Raw genomic sequence first — 16429 nt, forward strand, 5'->3', positions numbered from 1 at the left:
TATCTTCTCTCCTTAAAGTTTACTTAACAATAATCGCTGATGGAATAGGTCTTTCTCCCATACTATTTGACGGATTATTTATTATTTCACCATCATAGTACATTGTAGTTGATTTTCCACCATCTAAATTTATTGCATTATATGCACCTAATTTGTACATAACTTCTTGAAGTTCTGTTAATGAAGCACCCTTACTTCCAACAAGTGATCTTCCATCTATAACCAAAAGAATTACTGCACCATCTAGTCTTTGACCTATGGCAGTTCTTGGTGCTATTCCCCATTCTACTCCAATCTTCGTCATTTTTCCATTAGATATTAAAACCGGGCCAAAACTTAAAGCTTCTTGCGCTCCAAATTCTCTTAATTCTTTTATAGAATAGTTTCCAACTATCATTTTTCCTTCTTTGGTGAAAGCTAGTAAATCAGTTTTACCCGTTTCTCCACCTATATCACTAAATACAATTCCTCCACCACTCATAATAAGTCCACTAGGTAACCCACCATTTCCTGTCCATTGTGCTGATGAAGATGAGTCTGTAAATGCGCCTCCATTAATAGCAGCAACTGCATCATTATTTTGTGCAATTTGTGAAGTGGTTTCTCCTTCTGTTTTAAGTTTAGAACTATAGCCTACTTTTATTCTAGTTGGATCTTTTACTATAAGATAGTATCCAGTATACTTCCCGTTATCACTATTAAATACCTTTGCTTCAATTGTATCATCTTTAATCGTTGGTATTTGTATATCCGAAACATTTGTAACTTCATTTACTTCAGTAGTAGTACCTTGTATTTCTGATATCTTTTCATCTGATAAAAAAGCTGTAGCCAGCCATTGATGACTCATGCTTGTCATAGCTGCACCTACCCATACTCTTTTTGCCTCTTCAAAGGGACCATAAAGTAGTATGAACGGAAATGTACAAGCAGTAAACACTGCTTCAAATATAAGAAAAGAAACAATTATCGAAAATAAATTCTTCTTATTTTTCTTTTTAACTTTTTTTATCTTCTTTTTTCCTTTTCTATTTACATTCTTTCCATTTGTATTCATATTAATATCCTCTCTAAATTGTCTAATAAAAATATATTTCCGTATTTATTTATAACAAAATTAATTATATAATACTTCATTATAAAACGCTAGAGTATATTTTTTATTATGATATAATTCCATATAGGAGGATATTTATTATGGAATATGAAATTTTAACTTTACTAAAAAATGCTGAAGATTATATATCAGGTGAATATATAAGTACTAATTTGAATGTCTCACGAACTGCTATATGGAAACATATTAATAATCTAAAGAAAAAAGGCTATATAATAGAAGGAATTTCAAATAAAGGGTATAAATTAATTTCAGAGCCAGATTTATTAACATCAAATTCTATTATTCCAAATTTAAAAACTAAAACAATAGGTAGAAATATAATTCACTTTGATTCTATAAATTCTACAAATATAAAAGCAAAAGAACTAGCTTCTAATGATCTTACTGATGGGAGCCTTATAATATCTGAGGAGCAGAATGGAGGAAGTGGACGTTTAGGCCGTAAATGGATTTCTCCTAAAGGTGGAATATGGTGCAGCTTAGTATTAAGACCTAATATTCCTCCAATTGAAGCACCAAAAGTGACTCAAATTGCAGCTGCTGCTGTATTTAAATCCTTAGAAGACTTAGGAATAAAATCCACTATAAAATGGCCTAATGATATACATATAGATGGAAAAAAACTTTGTGGAATTCTTGTTGAAATGAAAGGTGACATGGATGCCGTAGATTATTTAGTAGTTGGTACAGGCATAAATGTAAATATAGATTCTGATTTCTTTGATGATAATATTAGGAATATTGCTACTTCTTTAAAATCAAAATTTAATAGAGATTTTGATAGGAGTAAAATTATAGCTGGATATTTAAATCATTTTGAAGAATTATATTTAGATTTTTTGAATAATTTAGATTTGAAGAAAACTATAGATATTTGTAGAGCTAATTCTATCATATTCGGTAAAAAAGCTAAATTGATAACTTATAATAGTGAAGAAATTGTTACTTGCTTGTCTTTATCTGACAGTGGCAATCTTATTGTTAAAGATAGTAATGGTAATGAAAAAACTGTTTTATCTGGTGAAATAACTTTTAACGGATTAAACAACAATTAAATTAAAAGGAATTGAATGTTCATAAGAACTGAGGTGACCCCAAAAAGTTAGACTTTTTAAGCGTAGCAGTTTTAATGGCTGCTACGCTATTTTTATGCAGCCAAGAGGTTGAGCCTGTATTCTACGGGACTCATCCATCCTAGTTTCTCTTTAATTCTTTGTTCATTGTAGTACTTGATGTATTGTTCTATTGCCTCTTTGAGTTCATCATAACTGTAGTAAACAACGCCGTAGTACATTTCCTGTTTCATTATTCCAAAGAAGTTCTCCATTACTGAATTGTCATGGCAGTTGCCCTTTCGGGACATACTTTGAAAAATTCGATTTTCTTTAAGAGTGTGTACATAAGCTTTCATTTGGTAAGCCCAACCTTGATCAGAATGAAAAGTTCTTCTGTATGGACAATCAGCTGTGATTTCAATTGCCTGGTTTAGTGCTCCCATGATATTGGCCGCTGACGGATGTTGAGATATTCCATAGCTTAAGATTTCTCTATTACACATATCCATGAATGGATCTAAGTATAGTTTCTTTATTATCATTCGTCCCTTATCATCAACCTCATAATACTTAAACTCAGTAGTATCTGTTGTGATTTTCTGATGAGGAATCTGTGTGTCAAAACGTCTATGAATTCTGTTAGGAGCAACCTTTCCAACTTTACCCTTGTATGAACTATACTTACGACTCTTTCTTGTAAAGGAAGTCACCTGAAGATTAAGCTTTTGCATAATTCTCTGAACTTTCTTTTTATTTATAAGTATTCCTTGTTTACGTAGTGCTCCGTATACACGTCGATAACCCCAATCTTTATTAATACTACGTATTTCAAGGATCTTTTCTTCTAGTTCTTTATTAGGATTTTCTCTATTAAATCGCTTTTGCCAATACATGTATGTCGCTTTTGGAAAGCCTACAACTGCGAGAATATCTTTTAATTTGAATTCTCCTCGGAGGCTGTGGATGATTCTCGCTGTTTTTTCAGAAGAGCTTCCTCCTCTAAACGCAGCCTCCTCAGTTCTTTTAAATATGCGTTCTCAATTTTGAGCTTGAGCAATTCATCTTCAAGCTGTTTTACATGTTCAGCAGTAGTGTCAACTGAAACAATTTCGGCGGATTCTGTTTTACTAGACAATTTATTTGATGATTCCAACGATATCTTTCGTCCCTTCTTCTTCGGCCGCAAAGCATCAGGACCAGCAATTCTAAAATCATTTACCCACTTAACTATTTGCGTTGGATTATGTATCCTTTCTTGAAGGGCTAACTCCTGATATGAGACCTCACTTGTTAGATATAATTCTACTACATGAAGTTTATATTCGAAAGTAAAAGATTCATTTTTTCTTGAACGCATCAACGCTTCATCGCCTAATGTACGGTAATTATCAACCCATAATTTAACCTTGCTTGGAGAAGGAATACCAAACTCTTTCGCAAGAAATTTATAACCACCTTTACCATCCAAATACGCTTGAACAACTTCTTTTTTGAATTCATAACTATATTTTGCCAAAAAACCGACCTCCAAATCATTAGATTTTTGGTCTAACTTTTTGGGGTCGGTTCAAACTCAATTCCTTTTAATCTCAAAAAATCAAATATGATTTACAATAAAGTTATTCCATGCTCTTCACATATATGCATATTCTTATCATCCCAAACAGAAGCTTGAACTTCTCCTATATGAGCTTTTCTTAAGAAATACATACATATTCTTGACTGACCAATTCCGCCACCAATTGTATAAGGAAGTTCTCCATTTAGAAGCATCTTATGGAATGGAAGTTCACGTCTATCGTTACAGCCTGAAATATTTAACTGTCTATCTAGCGATTCTTCATCAACTCTTATACCCATAGAAGAAACTTCAAAAGCTCTTTCTAGTAAAGGATAATAGAATATTATATCTCCATTTAAATTCCAGTCATCATAGTCTGGTGAACGTCCATCATGTTTTTTACCAGACTTCAATACTCCACCTATTTGCATTATAAATACAGCACCTTTTTCTTTTGCAATAAGATCTTCTCTTTCTTTTGGTGTCTTATCTGGATACATATCCTCAAGTTCTTGAGTTGTAATAAAGAAAATTTCTTCTGGTAAGAATTTATCTTCATTAATTAAATTTTTGCATACAAAATCTTCAGTAGACTTAAATACTTCATAAATTTTTTTCACAGTTTCTTTTAAAGTGTTAATATTTCTATCACTTTTATTTATTATCTTTTCCCAGTCCCATTGATCTACATAAATTGAATGTAAATTATCTAACTCTTCGTCTCTTCTTATTGCATTCATATCTGTATAAAGACCTTGGCCACATTCAAAGTTATATCTATGAAGACTGTATCTTTTCCACTTTGCTAGTGAATGCACTATTTGAACATCTTTTTTAGCTTCTAATAAATCAAAGCTTACCGGTCTTTCTACACCATTTAAATTATCATTGATTCCTGTATTAGGTTCAACAAATAATGGTGCTGATACTCTAGTTAAGCATAATTTTTCCGCCAAAGCTTGTTCAAAAAAATCTTTTATTTTTTTTATGTGCACTTCTGTTTCTATTAAAGAATTTTTAGATTTATAATGTTTAGGTATTATTACTCCTTCAATATTCATTTTAGCCTCCTAAAATATTTATTAGCTTAATGCTAAATTTCTTTATCTTTATAAGTAGTAATTTATATACTCTTATACTCTAAATCTTAAATATTTATTATTTATAAAATTATATATGTTTAAATTTATATATTAAAAGGTTAAGAATGTACACATTCTTAACCTTTTAAATGCTATATTTATTATATTAAATTTTTTTCTTTACGTCAAATGAAATTAAAATTTATTATTTATTGTCAATAACTTTATGAATATTTTCTTTTAATACTGCTGCTGAATCTCTTAATTTCTTTAATTCTTCTTCATCAGTTATTTCAGGATTTACTATTCTTACCGCACCATCTGCATTAACAACTGTTGGTACTGCTAAGTAAACATCATCAATTCCATATTCACCTTGCATTAATGTTGAAACTGTTAAGATTGTATTTTCATCTCTTAATATAGCTTCTACTATTCTAGTTGTTGCAAGACCTATTGCAAAGTAAGTTGCACCTTTTCTATTTATTATTTCATAAGCCGCTCTCTTAACGTCATTTTCAAGAACTGCCTCTACTTCTTTGTTCCATTCTAAGTTAAATTTCTTAGCATATTGAGCAAAAGTTTCACCAGCTATGCTTCCTGTACTAAAACTTGCTACTTCGCTATCACCATGTTCTCCTAATATATATGCGTGAACGTTGTTGTTATTAACATTAAAGTACTTACCGATAACGTGCTTTAATCTTGATGTATCAAGAACTGTACCTGATGCTATAACTCTTTCCTTAGGGAATCCTGATAATTTGTAAGTGATGTAAGCTAATACGTCACATGGATTTGAAACTACTAATAAAATTGCATTTGGACTTGCTGCTGCAATTTGTGGTATAAAGCTTTTAAATATATTATAATTCTTTTCAATTAGGTCTAATCTAGTTTCGCCTGGCTTTTGAGCCGCTCCTGCTGTAATTATTACTATATCAGAATCTTTAGTTTCACTAATGTCACCTGCATATATTCTTACTGGCTTAACAAAAGATGTTCCATGAACTAAGTCCATAGCTTCTCCCATTGCTTTGTCTGCATTGATATCAGATATACAGATTTCAGTAGCTACACCACTGTTCATTAAAGCATATGCAGTTGTTGCTCCAACAAAACCTGCTCCGATTATTGATACTTTACGTACTGTTTTTGCCATATTAAAGCCTCCTAATACTTGATAATCATATTATTAGCACTAATATAATTATTTATTAATTGTTATTTTTTCCTTAATAGGTAACAATATATTTCAATAGTTAATCATTCCCTATTAATAATAATTATTATTATAAAATCCGTATACATTATATATCATTTGAAATTTCTCGTAAATACTATATAATTAAATTTAACAAGTTGATAATAAATATACAAACTTATGTACAAATTGGAGGTACAAATAATGAAATTATTATTTTTTGATACTGAAACTACAAGCGTAAAGCCCGGTAGTATATGTCAATTAAGTTATATAACTGTAGATGCAAGTGCAAAACCTCAAATTACAACTGGTAAGAACTTCTTTTTTACCGTTGATGAGATGGAGCCATCTGCAGAAGAAATACATGGATTTTCTCTTGAAAAACTTTATGAACTATCAAATGGTCAATATTTTGAAGATTTAGTTCCAGAATTTATAGATGATTTTAAAGAATCTGACTTCTTAATTGGACATAATGTAAACTTTGATGTTAGATTTTTGAAACATGAACTACTTACTCTTGGAGAATTCTTTGAGCCAAAAAATATTTTCTGCACAATGGCATACTATAGGGATATCTGTAAAATTCCAAAGGCTAATGGAGAAATTAAAAATCCAAAATTATCTGAAGTAATTGATTGGCTTAATATTTCAGAAAAACAAATTTCAGATACATCTGAAAAATTATTTGAAGGCAGTGGAAATTATCATGATGCTAGGTTTGATACTGCCGCAACATATCTGACAGTTATAGAAGGTTTAAAAAAGGGTCACTTTCCAAAAGGATACTTTTCAAATATATTAAATAACCAAATGAAATAACAAGTTTATAAATAAAATACTCTCTCCACATATTTTTTTATTATAAAATTTATATGTGGAGTATTTTTATGGATTTTTAATAAATTATTAAGTATTAACCAATTATAATATAAATCATATATTATAATATATTTACCTAAGAATTTTTAATTTCTAAATTCTTAGCTTTAGTTTTTAAGAATTCTAAGTGAGGTGATAATATGCAAAAATACGTTTGTGAAGTGTGTGGATATATTTATGATCCTAAAATCGGAGATCCTAATAATGGAATTAAACCCGGTGTAGAATTTTCTGATTTGCCTGATTATTGGGTATGCCCGATTTGCTTATTTAATAAAGATAATTTTTCTCCAATTAAATAACCATTACTAATTCACTTTCAAAGACTATATGATATCTATTTAGTTGCCTTAATTTGAATGCTCATATAGTCTCTTTTTATTCTTTAGTTAATTATTTTTTAATTGGTTAAATATTTCTTCCTGATACTTTTTAGTAAGATCCTTATCCATGGCCTTTACCCCTTCAAGAGGATATTTAACCTTCATTACTTCATATTTATTTGCTCCTAATAAGTGATAAGGTAATAATTCTACCTTTTCTACATTAGGTATATTATCAATGAACTTTTTTACATTTTTCAAGTGTTCTATATCGTCTGTTATTCCTGGTATTACCACATGTCTTATCCACATTTTAGTGTTATTTCTTTTCATAGCTTCTAAAAAATTTAGCGATTCATCTATTTCCATCAAAGTAACATCTTTATAACCATCTCTACTTATATGTTTTACATCAAATAAAACTAAATCTGTATACTTTAATATTTCATCGTAACCTCCAAGACCATATCCAGCTGTATCAATGCATGTATGTATGCCTTTGGCTTTACAGAGCTTTAATACTTCTAGTAAAAATTCTGGTTGTCTTAATGGCTCTCCACCCGAAAAAGTTACACCACCGCCACTGCTTACAAAATAAGTCTTGAACCTTTCAATTTTTTTCACCAATTCGTCTGGAGTATACTCATTTCCTCCATTATACGCCCAAGTATCTGGATTATGACAAAATTTACATCTTAAGCTGCACCCTTGAAAAAAAATCACTGTTCTTATTCCTGGTCCATCCACTAGTCCCATTGATTCAATTGAATGAATCTTTCCTTTCATATTCTTCACCTCTTTTCACTGCTTTAAAGATATAATATTTTACATTGATTAACTTTCATTTTTCAATACTAAAATATCATTTTTATTAAATTTCCCAAAAACTTCTTAAAATTCATATTCAAAATTTTTATATAAATATCTTTTAGTAATAATTAATAATCTAACATCAAGAATTATCAAGTTTCTTAATTTAAAAAGGGAAAGGAATTTATATCCCCCTCCCCCTTATAAAATATATGATATATTTTAATGTAACGTAGCTATATTTAAATACTTTCGTGGAATGTTCTCTTTATAACTTCTTCTTGTTGTTCTCTTGATAATCTGCTGAAGTTAACAGCATATCCAGATACCCTAATTGTTAGTGTTGGATATTGTTCTGGATTATTCATTGCATCAATTAATGTTTGTCTGTTAAGAACATTAACATTTAAGTGGAATGCACCTTGAGTGAAATATCCATCTAAGATGTTAACTAAGTTTACACTTCTTTGTTCTAAATCTTTTCCAAGTGCGTCTGGTACAATTGAGAATGTATTTGATACACCATCTTGACATACATTCATCCATGGAATTTTTGCAACTGAGTTAAGTGATGCTAAAGCTCCATTTTCATCTCTTCCATGCATTGGGTTAGCACCTGGTGCTAAAGCTTCTCCTGCTTTTCTTCCATCCGGAGTTGTTCCTGTTTTCTTACCATACATAACATTAGAAGTTATTGTTAACGCTGATAATGTATGCTTAGCATTTCTGTATAATGGATGTTTCTTAAGTTCACTTGAGAATTTATTAACTAATTCTACTCCTAAATCATCTGCTCTATCATCATCGTTACCGTATTTAGGGAAATCTCCTTCAACTTCGAAATCAACAGCAATTCCGTTTTCATTTCTTATCGGTTTAACTTTTGCATATTTAATAGCTGATAATGAGTCAATTGCAACTGAAAGGCCAGCTATACCAAATGCCATTAATCTGCCTACTTCAGTATCATGCAATGCCATTTGTACTGCTTCATAAGCATATTTATCATGCATATTGTGAATTATATTCATTGTATCAACGTAGATCTTAGCAACATATTCTAAAACTTTGAAGTAGTTTTCTTTTACTTTAGCAAAGTCAAGTACCTCATCAGTAATTGGTTCAATTCCTGGTACTACTTTGATTCCCTTTAATTCATCCACTCCACCATTAATAGCATATAATAATGATTTAGCAATGTTACATCTTGCTCCGAAGAATTGCATTTGCTTACCAACAGTCATTGAAGATACACAACAAGCTATTGCATAATCATCTCCATGAACTGGTCTCATTAATTCATCATTTTCATATTGAATAGCATCTGTCTTTATTGATATTTCAGCACAGAACTTTTTGAAGTTTTCTGGTAATTTATCTGACCATAAAACTGTTAAGTTTGGTTCAGCTGAAGTTCCAAGGTTTATTAATGTATGAAGATATCTAAATGAGTTCTTTGTTACAAGCGGTCTTCCGTTTATACCCATACCACCTATTGATTCAGTTACCCAAGTTGGATCTCCACCGAATAATTCGTTATATTCTGGAGTTCTTAAGTGTCTAACTAATCTTAACTTGATGATAAGTTGATCTATAATTTCTTGAGCACCTTTTTCATCTATTAATCCTGCTTCTAAATCTCTTTCTATATAAATGTCAAGGAATGTTGAAGTTCTACCAAATGAAGTAGCAGCTCCATTGTTTTCCTTAATTCCTGCTAAATATCCAAAGTATAGGCTTTGAGCAGCTTCTACTGCATTACTAGCTGGCTTAGAAATATCTATTCCATATTTAGCAGCCATAGATTTAAGTTCACCTAAAGCTCTAATTTGCATAGAAACTTCTTCTCTTTTTCTTACTAATTCATCGAGCATATCCCCGTGTAAGCTTTCGCTATCTAAATCTGCCTTCTTTTGTTCAATTAAATAATCTACTCCATATAATGCAACTCTTCTGTAGTCACCAATGATTCTTCCTCTACCATAAGCATCTGGAAGTCCAGTTAAAAGTCCTGCTGTTCTAGCAGTTCTTATTTCTTTTGTATAAGCATCGAAAACTCCTTCATTATGAGTCTTTCTATATTTAGAGAAATGTTCTGTAATAGCTGGGTCAAGTTCATATCCATATTCTTTTAATGAACTTTGAACCATTCTCATTCCACCAAAAGGATTAACAATTCTCTTAAGTGGAGCATCTGTTTGAAGTCCTACTATAACTTCATTATCTTTATCTATATATCCAGCATCGTAATTATCAACACCTGATACTCTATCAGTTGCAACATCGATAATTCCTTTTTTAACTTCTTCTACTATTAATGCGTATGCCTTATCCCATACTTTCTTTGTCTTTTCACTTGGTCCTTCTAAAAAGCTGCCATCACCTTCATATAATTTATAATTCTTTTGTATAAAGTTTCTTACGTCAATTCCTTCTTGCCAAGTACCTTCTTTAAAGCCTTCCCATTGTTTAAACATAGTCACCCTCCTCCAAATTTTATAACTTCAAAATTAAAGTTTATAATTATTTTATATACAATCCCAAGAGTTTGTTAAATTTTTCTCAAACTCTTCACTTATATTGTAACCAATTGCATTAAGCTTGTCAATGAAAATTTTTCTCAATTAAAATCCATTTTCGTTAATTTATTCTTTAAATACACTAATAATGAATTAATTGATTATTATTCATCTACTTGATTATTAAGTATTATTAATAAATATATTGGTTCTAATGATGTTTTTATATTTTTAGTAATAATGTTCATGTAATTACATATAATTCTATAAAAATATTTTTTATATTTATGCAATATTGTAGTGGGATTTTATATAAATAAAAAAATAGCCTACTATCTGTGCTTATTGCCCAGACGGTCGGCTATTTTTTGTCATACTCCACGTGGTTATCCCACTTCCGTCAGTCATATGACTAATATAATATAAAAATACTATATTATTATATTATTGTCAATATTTTTATTATATTTCTTTATTATATAAAATACGTTTTTATTAATATGTTTTTTGAATTTTAACACACTTTTGACACATTTTACATTTATAATTGATTTTATTTACAAATATTGTCCATAGAAATAAACATTAAAGGAATGTGATGCATTTATGAAAAAGAAATTAAAGGTATATACTTTGGTACTTATATCTTTCAGTATACTAGCTCTCTTTTTTTATTTTAACTGTATAAATGATATCCCAATATTAATTAATAATAATTTATATTCTTCAAAACTACCAAGTAATACTTTTAAAAGTTCATATAATCCCAAAATATTATTCGAAAATATGCCTACAACAAAAGTACGTGGAGTTTCATTAGATATTTTAAGCGAAAAAAATATCACGAATATTCCAATGATACTTAAAGCCCAACGATATTATATTCCTTTACCTTATATTTGCAAAAAGCTAGATTATTCTATTACACCATATAAAAATTCTTTTAAGTTAATTAAGAATAATAGTAACGATGTAATAATTCTAAGTAGAAATTCTTTTACTACAAATTCAAAAGAGAAAAAACTTCGCGGCAATTTATTGAAATATAATAATGAAAACTATATTTCTATATCTGACATAGAAGAAATTTTTAATTTAGAAGCAATTTTTAATTTTGAGAATCAAAATATACAATTGCTAAATTCAACAATAAAAAAAATACAACCTAATCCAATCTATAATAAATTTAACCGCCCCATTGCAATGATACGTTTTGAAGATTTTACTTGTGGAGATTCAAATTTCTCTGATAAAAATCAAGCCAAAGTAAAATTTATGGCTGATTATTTATATGAAAATAATATCAAATTCCATGTTGGATGGATACCTAGATTTAAAGCACCTTCTGATAATATAGATAATGATTTACTATCTAAAAATAATATGGTTAATGTTGGATTTGTAAATTTACTAGATTATTTAATAAATAAAAATGCCGAAATAGGTTTGCATGGCTATACTCATCAGCATGGTAATTCAAGAAGTGCTGTAGGTGAAGAATTATCAAAAGACATAAATAATAACGTTTCTGATACTAAAAAAGTTGTTGAAAACGGAATCGATACCGCTTCTGCATTAAATATTCCTATCACTTTTTTTGAATCACCTCATTATAGTGCCACAGAATTACAAGAAAATGTTATAAATAATTATTTTCAATTGCTTTACGAGCCATATAATGATTCTATAAATCATTTATATAAAACAAAGACTAATAATTTATACGTTCCAACACCTCTTGGATACATTGATAAGCCTAAAGATACAAAAAAATTAATTAATGCATTGAATAATACTAATCCAGAAATTTTTCATAGTTTCTTTTATCATCCATCAATTGAAATTCGATATATAGATTTTGATACAAATAACAATTCCATAAACATTCGATATGATGAAAACTCACCATTAAAACAAATTGTACAATCATTAAAAGAAAACAACTATGCAACAATACACATTAGCCAATTAACAAAATAGTAATTATAAAAAACATAGAGTAACTTGTTATTCACAAATTATCTCTATGTTTTTATAATAATATTATTTAATATACTATTAAAATTTATTTATTGCTAAAATAATTATTTAGCTCCATATTGTGCATAATATTCATCAATTCTAGCTTTTATTTCATCATCTATAAGTATTTTACCATCAATTTCTTTATTATATAAATATTCTATAACTTCTGCCATAGTAACAATTGCACAAGTTTTGAAGCCAAACTTTTCCCTTATTTCACATAAAGCTGATTGTTCTCCTTGACCTTTTTCCATTCTGTCAACTGAGATTATAAGGCCTTTAACATCAACATCTGCTTGACTTTTTAAAATTGGCATTGTTTCATAAATTGAAGTTCCTGCTGTTGTAACATCTTCAACTATTAAAACCTTGTCACCATCTTTTAATTTACTTCCAAGAAGTATTCCTGTATCACCATGATCTTTAACTTCTTTTCTGTTAGAGCAGTATTTAACTTCTATATCATAATTATTAGATAAAGCTATAGCTGTTGTAACACCTAGCGGAATTCCCTTATAAGCTGGTCCAAATAATATATCATAATTGTCGCCGAAGTTTTCTTTTATAGCTTCTGCATAAAATTCTCCTAGTCTAGCTAGCTGGCTTCCTGTTTGATAATTCCCAGTATTAACAAAGAACGGAGTCTTTCTTCCACTCTTAGTAACAAAATCCCCAAATGTTAACACTCCACATTCTATCATAAAATCAATAAACTCTTTTTTATAAGCTTTCATATTTTCATCCTCCATCTTTTAATTCACAGTTTTCACTTAATAATTGCCAGGTAGTATACACAATCTATTTAGAAAAACCAAAATTTTTTTCTCTTAAACTGTTAACTTTCAATTTCCTGCTTATTAAATTATTCCTACTATTTCATTTATATCTTTAATCCCTTGTGATTTTAAGAAATTTTCCATTTCTTCGATTATTTCTTTACCTGCCATTGGATTAAAGAAGTTAACTGTTCCTATTTGTATTGCACTTGCACCAGCCATCATGAACTCAATTGCATCTAATCCATTTGATATACCACCAAGACCTATCACTGGAATATCAACTGCTTTTGAAACTTCATAAACCATTCTAAGTGCTATAGGTTTTACAGCTGGTCCTGAAAGTCCTGCACTTACATTATTAAATACTGGCTTTCTCTTATATGGATCTATTGCCATACCTTTTAGTGTATTTATTAACGATATAGAATCAGCTCCTGCTTCTTGACATTTTACAGCCATGTCAACTATATCTTCTGCATTAGGAGATAATTTAACCATAAGAGGTTTAGTAGTAAGGCTTCTTACTTCCTTTACAACATCATACGCCACATCCGACTTAATTCCAAATGCCATACCTCCATGCTTTACGTTTGGACAAGATATGTTAAGTTCAATTATATCCACATCAGTTTTATCTATTTTACTTATAGCAGCTCCATAATCTTCTAAACAGCCACCACCAACATTAGCTAATATATTTGTACCTAATTTCTTCATTTTAGGTAATTCTTTTTCTATAAATGCATCTATTCCTGGATTATTTAATCCTACTGAATTCATCATTCCAGATGGTGTTTCAAAAACTCTTAATCCATCATTTCCTTCTTTAGGGTTTATAGTAAGTCCCTTAGATGATATCCCACCTAGAATTCCTACGTCATAAAAATTATTATATTCTGCACCAAAACCAAATGTTCCTGATGCAGCAATTACAGGGTTTTTAAATTCTACTCCATTTATATTAACCTTTAACATATATCCACCGCCTTTTGCAATTCATAATTCACAATTCACGATTCACAATTATTAGATTGCAATTTATATATTTTTTGCTAAAAATACATACTATCAAATCTTTTTTGATTTTTTCTTAATTTCACTCTATACATTCTAAAGATCATAAATTGTACATTGTGCTTTATAAATTTTTAATTGATTAAAGTTCTACATAATATCCATCAAATACTGGACCATCTTTACATGTTCTTTTATTTCCGTCTTTAGTCTTACATGTACATACTAAACATGCTCCTACTCCACATGCCATGTGTTTTTCCATAGAAACATATACTTTTACATTCTTTTCTTTACACATTTCAACTACAGCTTTCATCATTACTTCCGGTCCACAACATAATACAGTATCATATTCTTCTACATTTAGAATTTCTGTAACAAATCCCTTATGACCATGCTTACCACTGTTAGTAGATATTTTTATATCATTTACATATTCTTTAAAATCATTCACTAAGTAAATTTCATCTCTAAAGCCTGCATATAAATCTATTTTTTCATCTCTATTTTTAGATCTTAATTGCTTTGATAATTCAAGAAGTGGTGCAATCCCTATTCCTCCACCAACTAAGGCTACTTTTCCATACTCTTTATTTAAATCAAATCCATTTCCAAGTGGACCTGTTAAAGATATAGTATCACCTTCTTTAAGATCTACATATTCTTTAGTTCCTGTTCCAACTACTGCATATAGAAATGTTAATTTATCATCATTTTTTTCACATATACTTATAGGCCTTGGAAGAAGTGTTTGCCCCTTATGCTTTAGCATATAAAATTGTCCTGCATTTATTTCATTTGTATCTTCTACACTCATCTTAAATATTCCTGTAGCAATTTCTTCATTTGATATTATTTTCGCATCTTTGTATGTAATTGACATAATAACCTCCATATCAATTGTCAATTATCAATTGTCAATTATCAATTAAACTTAGAAATGCTATCTGCATTCCTTTAAATTTTATGTACTACATATTATTGTTTCATCATTAATTGATAATTGAGCATTGATTATTGATCATTATTATCTTTTTACTGCTTCTCTTATAGCATCTCTCATTTTTATTGCTTCTTCTCTTGCACAAGCTGCAAACTCTTCTGGCTTACCAACTTTTTTATACGCAAGTAATATTCCTCTTGAAGAATTTACAACTCCACCATTTCCATCTTTAAGGTATAATGCAACATCTTCTGCTGTTCCACCTTGTGCTCCATATCCAGGTATTAAGAAGAACATATTATTATAGCTTTCTCTTATTTTCTTACCTTCTTCAACATGTGTACATCCTATTACTCCGCCTACTGGTGCATATCCACATTCACCTATACACTCTTTTGACATTTCTGATAACTTATCTGCTACCACTTCAAATACTTTCTTTCCTGTAGTCACATCTAAACATTCAATATCATCTGCTCCAGGATTTGAAGTTCTAACTAAAACAAATGCTCCTTTTTTACCATTTTCAAAGTATGGCATATATGGTTCTATACTATCCATTCCCATATAAGGGCTTAATGTAACAAAGTCTGCTTCAAAATCTCCTTCTAAATGCGCCTTTGCATACATTTTAGCAGTTGCTGCTATATCTCCTCTTTTAATATCAGCAATTATTATTTCATCCTTGCTTCTTAGGTAATCCAATGTCTTCTTATATGCATTTAACCCTTCTAATCCTAATGCTTCATAATAAGCAATTTGAACCTTAAAGCATGCAGAAACATCATATGTAGCATCTATTATTTGTTTATTAAATTCAAATATAGCTTCACTTATACTTCTACCTTCTTTTATGTGATCCGGTACATAATCTATTGCTGTATCTAATCCTACACAAACAACGCCTCTTTTTTCAACTCTATCATATAATTTATCAATTATGTTCATTAATTAACCCCTCCATTTTCAGTTGACAGTTGACAATTGACAGTTGACAGTTTTATTATTCTTCTTTTCTATCAAATGTAAAATATCGGTTATCAATCTACTTTTCATTTTTTAACATTTCTTAATTATCAGCTAAAACTACAAGCCTTTACCATAAA

At 29.7% G+C, this 16429-nt stretch carries 14 protein-coding genes and 1 riboswitch; of the genes, 4 read left to right on the forward strand and 10 right to left on the reverse strand.

What is annotated here, in order from left to right; translation table 11 throughout:
* Positions 1-19: 19 nt before the first annotated feature.
* Entirely contained in the window at positions 20-1057 is a 1038-nt protein-coding gene (locus BN2920_RS16620) for a phosphodiester glycosidase family protein (RefSeq protein ID WP_058296098.1), read from the reverse strand.
* 140 nt (positions 1058-1197) lie between these two features.
* Here BN2920_RS16620 and BN2920_RS16625 point away from each other — a divergent pair, with 140 nt between their 5' ends.
* A complete protein-coding gene (locus BN2920_RS16625) occupies positions 1198-2175 on the forward strand; it encodes a biotin--[acetyl-CoA-carboxylase] ligase (protein WP_058296099.1) in 978 nt (325 codons plus the stop codon).
* Positions 2176-2267: 92 nt separating this feature from the next.
* On the opposite strand, the gene BN2920_RS21120 is transcribed toward BN2920_RS16625, so the two are convergent.
* The 3 genes from BN2920_RS21120 to BN2920_RS16645 all read right to left on the reverse strand — a co-directional run bounded on the left by BN2920_RS21120 (position 2268) and on the right by BN2920_RS16645 (position 5980).
* A protein-coding gene (locus BN2920_RS21120; RefSeq protein WP_230132317.1) for an IS3 family transposase occupies positions 2268-3691 on the reverse strand; the annotation gives its coding sequence in 2 pieces (ribosomal slippage) (positions 2268-3202 and positions 3202-3691; 1425 coding nt in all).
* Positions 3692-3783: 92 nt separating this feature from the next.
* Complete coding sequence (gene asnA / locus BN2920_RS16640; protein WP_276325930.1) at positions 3784-4791, reverse strand: aspartate--ammonia ligase; 1008 nt, start codon at positions 4789-4791, stop codon at positions 3784-3786.
* A gap of 232 nt (positions 4792-5023) precedes the next feature.
* Positions 5024-5980 carry an L-lactate dehydrogenase gene (locus BN2920_RS16645; RefSeq protein WP_058296101.1) on the reverse strand — a complete coding sequence of 319 codons (957 nt, stop codon included), beginning with the start codon at positions 5978-5980 and terminating at the stop codon, positions 5024-5026.
* Positions 5981-6226: 246 nt separating this feature from the next.
* Between BN2920_RS16645 and BN2920_RS16650 the strand changes: the two genes are divergently transcribed.
* Positions 6227-6847, forward strand: a complete 621-nt coding sequence (locus BN2920_RS16650; protein WP_058296102.1) for a 3'-5' exonuclease — start codon at positions 6227-6229, stop codon at positions 6845-6847.
* A gap of 200 nt (positions 6848-7047) precedes the next feature.
* Entirely contained in the window at positions 7048-7209 is a 162-nt protein-coding gene (rd, locus tag BN2920_RS16655) for a rubredoxin (protein WP_058296103.1), read from the forward strand.
* A gap of 87 nt (positions 7210-7296) precedes the next feature.
* Here rd and pflA read toward each other — a convergent pair whose 3' ends face one another.
* Both pflA and pflB read right to left on the reverse strand, forming a co-directional pair.
* The gene (gene pflA, locus BN2920_RS16660; protein ID WP_058296104.1) at positions 7297-8016 is read right to left on the reverse strand and encodes a pyruvate formate-lyase-activating protein; all 720 of its coding nucleotides are present in this window, start codon (positions 8014-8016) and stop codon (positions 7297-7299) included.
* Between the two features lie 266 nt (positions 8017-8282).
* Entirely contained in the window at positions 8283-10517 is a 2235-nt protein-coding gene (gene pflB, locus BN2920_RS16665) for a formate C-acetyltransferase (RefSeq protein WP_058296105.1), read from the reverse strand.
* A gap of 382 nt (positions 10518-10899) precedes the next feature.
* Positions 10900-10977, reverse strand: a riboswitch (ZMP/ZTP riboswitch).
* Positions 10978-11165: 188 nt separating this feature from the next.
* Between pflB and BN2920_RS16670 the strand changes: the two genes are divergently transcribed.
* Entirely contained in the window at positions 11166-12539 is a 1374-nt protein-coding gene (locus BN2920_RS16670) for a DUF2334 domain-containing protein (RefSeq protein ID WP_058296106.1), read from the forward strand.
* A gap of 104 nt (positions 12540-12643) precedes the next feature.
* Here BN2920_RS16670 and pyrE read toward each other — a convergent pair whose 3' ends face one another.
* The 4 genes from pyrE to pyrF all read right to left on the reverse strand — a co-directional run bounded on the left by pyrE (position 12644) and on the right by pyrF (position 16271).
* A complete protein-coding gene (gene pyrE / locus BN2920_RS16675; RefSeq protein ID WP_058296107.1) occupies positions 12644-13318 on the reverse strand; it encodes an orotate phosphoribosyltransferase in 675 nt (224 codons plus the stop codon).
* 123 nt (positions 13319-13441) lie between these two features.
* Entirely contained in the window at positions 13442-14338 is an 897-nt protein-coding gene (locus BN2920_RS16680; protein WP_058296108.1) for a dihydroorotate dehydrogenase, read from the reverse strand.
* Positions 14339-14519: 181 nt separating this feature from the next.
* The gene (locus BN2920_RS16685; protein WP_058296109.1) at positions 14520-15263 is read right to left on the reverse strand and encodes a dihydroorotate dehydrogenase electron transfer subunit; all 744 of its coding nucleotides are present in this window, start codon (positions 15261-15263) and stop codon (positions 14520-14522) included.
* A 144-nt stretch (positions 15264-15407) separates the two neighbouring features.
* Positions 15408-16271: an orotidine-5'-phosphate decarboxylase gene (gene pyrF, locus BN2920_RS16690; protein WP_058296110.1), complete on the reverse strand. Its 864-nt coding sequence runs from the start codon at positions 16269-16271 to the stop codon at positions 15408-15410.
* Between the last annotated feature and the right edge of the window lie 158 nt (positions 16272-16429).

Origin of the sequence: Clostridium neonatale (assembly GCF_001458595.1) — a bacterium.
Lineage (GTDB): Bacteria > Bacillota > Clostridia > Clostridiales > Clostridiaceae > Clostridium > Clostridium neonatale.

What these genes read in the sequence shown, in the direction of transcription:
- pyrE (WP_058296107.1), bottom strand. Translation starts at nt 13,318, where the DNA reads ATGAAAGCTTATAAAAAAGAGTTTATTGATTTTATGATAGAATGTGGA.
- pflA (WP_058296104.1), bottom strand. Translation starts at nt 8,016, where the DNA reads ATGAAAGGAAAGATTCATTCAATTGAATCAATGGGACTAGTGGATGGA.
- BN2920_RS16680 (WP_058296108.1), bottom strand. Translation starts at nt 14,338, where the DNA reads ATGTTAAAGGTTAATATAAATGGAGTAGAATTTAAAAACCCTGTAATT.
- rd (WP_058296103.1), top strand. Translation starts at nt 7,048, where the DNA reads ATGCAAAAATACGTTTGTGAAGTGTGTGGATATATTTATGATCCTAAA.
- BN2920_RS16620 (WP_058296098.1), bottom strand. Translation starts at nt 1,057, where the DNA reads ATGAATACAAATGGAAAGAATGTAAATAGAAAAGGAAAAAAGAAGATA.
- pflB (WP_058296105.1), bottom strand. Translation starts at nt 10,517, where the DNA reads ATGTTTAAACAATGGGAAGGCTTTAAAGAAGGTACTTGGCAAGAAGGA.
- pyrF (WP_058296110.1), bottom strand. Translation starts at nt 16,271, where the DNA reads ATGAACATAATTGATAAATTATATGATAGAGTTGAAAAAAGAGGCGTT.
- BN2920_RS16685 (WP_058296109.1), bottom strand. Translation starts at nt 15,263, where the DNA reads ATGTCAATTACATACAAAGATGCGAAAATAATATCAAATGAAGAAATT.
- BN2920_RS16670 (WP_058296106.1), top strand. Translation starts at nt 11,166, where the DNA reads ATGAAAAAGAAATTAAAGGTATATACTTTGGTACTTATATCTTTCAGT.
- BN2920_RS16625 (WP_058296099.1), top strand. Translation starts at nt 1,198, where the DNA reads ATGGAATATGAAATTTTAACTTTACTAAAAAATGCTGAAGATTATATA.
- BN2920_RS16650 (WP_058296102.1), top strand. Translation starts at nt 6,227, where the DNA reads ATGAAATTATTATTTTTTGATACTGAAACTACAAGCGTAAAGCCCGGT.
- BN2920_RS16645 (WP_058296101.1), bottom strand. Translation starts at nt 5,980, where the DNA reads ATGGCAAAAACAGTACGTAAAGTATCAATAATCGGAGCAGGTTTTGTT.